The organism is Nocardioides sp. NPDC023903 (genome assembly GCF_040639295.1).
In the GTDB taxonomy this organism is placed as follows: Bacteria; Actinomycetota; Actinomycetes; order Propionibacteriales; family Nocardioidaceae; genus Nocardioides.
In genome coordinates this window covers 1-1,085 of sequence record NZ_JBEZZS010000110.1, presented here as the reverse complement: position 1 = coordinate 1,085, position 1,085 = coordinate 1, and the positions used below count along the sequence as shown (strand labels likewise).

Sequence of the window (1,085 nt, the reverse complement as noted above, 5' to 3'; positions counted from 1 at the left end):
CGAACGGTCAGGTCGAGCGCGTCGAGCGCCCGCGTGCGGCCGAAAGATTTCGTCAGCCCGGAAATGGAGACGGCGGAGTCGTCGGTCATCACTCGATCGTTTCCCGGTCGCGCTACCCGCCGGCAGAGCCGAAAGTCCCAGCTCGTCCCGCGTTGGTCACCACCGCCGTCAGCGGTGCCATTGGTCCCTTCGTTGCGGGCACGACGGCACTGCTCCGTGGGGGTGCGGTCGCGCGATGCTGGCATCATGACCACGACACCCACACCCCGCATCGCTGTTCTGTACGCCACCGCCCAGGGCTCGACCCGCGATATCGCCGAGTTCGCCTGTGACGATCTCGTCGCCCGTGGCGCTCGCGCCGAACTGCACGACATCGAGCACGCACCCGAGCTTTCGGGTATCGACACCCTCGTCATCGGTAGCGCGATCCACAACATGGATCTGCTGCCCGAGGCCACCGCATATCTTCGCAACAACCAGAACACCTTGGTGGACAAGGACATCTGGCTGTTCAGTGTGGGACTCGGCCCCGCACTGCGCGGACCGATCGGGCGCTGGGCCGGACGGCAGGTCCCGTCCAAGATCGCCGCCGCGATCCGCACACTGCACCCCCGCGACTACACCGCCTTCGCCGGACACTACGAGCGCGAGGGCGTCTCGTGGTGGGCCAGGACGATATACCGGATGCTCGGTGGCGCCCGCTACGGCGACCTGCGCGACTGGCAGGCAGTGCGTGAATGGTCGACCAGGATCGGCGATGCGCTCGAACTGAAACGCGCCCCGGTCACCGTCGTCCACCCCTGATCGCGCTCTCCCGCCGCAACGCACCAGCCAGGAAGGCACGAACCCATGACCCAGCACAGCGAAACCCCGCACCGCGACGCCGACGCAGCGGTCGTCGTCGGAGCCGACGGCTCGCCCGGATCGATAGCCGCCGTGCGCTGGGCTGCCCGCACAGCCGCCGACCGCGGACGCACACTGCACATCGTGCACTGCACCGGGCCCATCATCGCCGGCAACACGCTGGCCTACGGCGCCACCAGCGGGCGGATCCACATCCGCGGTGGCGTGGGGGAGCGGGCCGC

Annotated in this window: 2 protein-coding genes; both read left to right on the top strand. The window is 68.8% G+C overall.

Annotation, left to right across the window (positions count from 1 at the left end; all coding sequences use genetic code 11):
* Nucleotides 1–246 precede the first annotated feature (246 nt).
* Nucleotides 247–804, top strand: coding sequence for a flavodoxin domain-containing protein (locus tag AB0F44_RS30305; RefSeq protein WP_357361090.1), 558 nt, complete (start codon nt 247–249; stop codon nt 802–804).
* Nucleotides 805–849: 45 nt separating this feature from the next.
* Nucleotides 850–1,085, top strand: a 236-nt coding sequence (locus AB0F44_RS30300; RefSeq protein WP_357361089.1) for a universal stress protein, incomplete at its 3' end; no start/stop codon positions are given.